This is a genomic window from Streptomyces sp. KLMMK, from assembly GCF_036961605.1.
Lineage (GTDB): Bacteria > Actinomycetota > Actinomycetes > Streptomycetales > Streptomycetaceae > Streptomyces > Streptomyces telluris.
Genome location: NZ_JBAMDC010000694.1, coordinates 1 through 1775 on the forward strand (window position 1 = coordinate 1; position 1775 = coordinate 1775).

General features: G+C 72.7%; 2 protein-coding genes. Both read left to right on the forward strand.

Features of this window, described 5'->3' with window-relative positions; translation table 11 throughout:
* Positions 1–560: DUF2690 domain-containing protein (locus V7793_RS37200; protein ID WP_336014115.1), on the forward strand; the 560-nt coding region annotated here is incomplete at its 5' end.
* A 168-nt stretch (positions 561–728) separates the two neighbouring features.
* Positions 729–1718 carry a malate dehydrogenase gene (locus V7793_RS37205; protein WP_336014117.1) on the forward strand — a complete coding sequence of 330 codons (990 nt, stop codon included), beginning with the start codon at positions 729–731 and terminating at the stop codon, positions 1716–1718.
* Positions 1719–1775: the final 57 nt, after the last annotated feature.

The window sequence follows — 1775 nt, forward strand, 5'->3', positions numbered from 1 at the left end:
ACCGTGCGAAGGCCATCCCGGTCGACGGCCCGGCGCCCCGCCGCCGCGCGGCCCTCTTCGTCACGGGCGTGGTGGGCGCCCTCCTCGTCGTCGCGGCGGTCGTCCTGCTGCTGGGCGTCGGCGACGGCGCGGGCGGGGGCCCCGGCAGCGCGCCGCCGCTCGCCTCGCCCTCCGTCGTCCTGCCCGCCGGCGTCAAGTGCACGGGCACGGAGTGCAGTGGCAAAGACCCCGAGGCCATGGGCTGCGGCGGCGGCCGGGCGACGACCGCCGGATCCGCGACCGTCGGTACGTCCTACGTCGAGGTCCGCTACAGCCAGGTGTGCGGCGCGGCATGGGCGCGGATAACGCAGGCGGCCCCGGGCGACGCCGTCCGGATAGACGCGGCCGCGGACGGCGGCGTGCCCGCCCGTTCGGAGTCCGGCAAGGTGGTGCGCGACGCCGACGGCTACACCCCGATGGTCGCGGTCTCCGGACCGGGGAAGGCCACGGCCTGCGCGGCGCTGACCTCGGGGCCCAAGGGGTGCACGGTGGCGCGCGCCGCCTCCGCCCCGGCCGGGTGAGCGCCCGGCGGCCGGGGCGCCGGGCGCGGCACGGTGAGGCGTCCCACACGGGGGCGGGGGTTCGGAGCGGGCCGGGTCGGATAGCCTGACGCCGGATCTCTTGATACCGAGAGAGATCCTCACTCATGGGCAGGGACACCCAACCCCAGTTCGCAGCAGGAGATCGCCATGACCCGCACTCCCGTCAATGTCACCGTCACCGGTGCAGCCGGCCAGATCGGCTACGCGCTGCTCTTCCGCATCGCCTCCGGTCAGCTCCTCGGCGCCGACGTGCCGGTCAAGCTGCGCCTGCTGGAGATCCCGCAGGGCCTGAAGGCCGCCGAGGGCACCGCCATGGAGCTCGACGACTGCGCCTTCCCGCTGCTCCGCGGCATCGACATCACCGACGACCCGAACGTCGGCTTCGCGGGTGCGAACGTCGCGCTGCTGGTCGGCGCCCGCCCGCGCACCAAGGGCATGGAGCGCGGTGACCTGCTGGAGGCCAACGGCGGCATCTTCAAGCCGCAGGGCAAGGCCATCAACGACCACGCCGCGGACGACATCAAGGTCCTCGTCGTGGGCAACCCGGCCAACACCAACGCCCTCATCGCCCAGGCCGCCGCGCCGGACGTCCCGGCCGAGCGCTTCACCGCGATGACCCGCCTGGACCACAACCGCGCCCTGACGCAGCTGGCCCAGAAGACCGGCTCGTCCGTCGCCGACATCAAGCGCCTGACGATCTGGGGCAACCACTCGGCCACCCAGTACCCGGACATCTTCCACGCGGAGATCGCCGGTAAGAATGCTGCCGAGATCGTCAACGACGAGGCCTGGCTCGCGGACACCTTCATCCCGACCGTCGCCAAGCGCGGCGCGGCGATCATCGAGGCCCGTGGCGCGTCCTCGGCCGCCTCGGCCGCCAACGCCGCCGTCGACCACGTCCACACCTGGGTCAACGGCACCGCCGAGGGCAACTGGACCTCGATGGGCATCCCGTCGGACGGCTCCTACGGCGTCCCCGAGGGCCTCATCTCCTCCTTCCCGGTCACCTGCAAGGACGGCAAGTACGAGATCGTCCAGGGCCTGGAGATCAACGACTTCTCCCGCGCCCGCATCGACGCCTCGGTCCAGGAGCTGGCGGAGGAGCGCGACGCGGTCCGCGCCCTCGGCCTCATCTGATCCACGGACCTAGAGGTTCACGGACCTAAAGGTCCACGGACCCAAGGGTCCACGGAT

What these genes read in the sequence shown, in the direction of transcription:
- V7793_RS37205 (WP_336014117.1), top strand. Translation starts at nt 729, where the DNA reads ATGACCCGCACTCCCGTCAATGTCACCGTCACCGGTGCAGCCGGCCAG.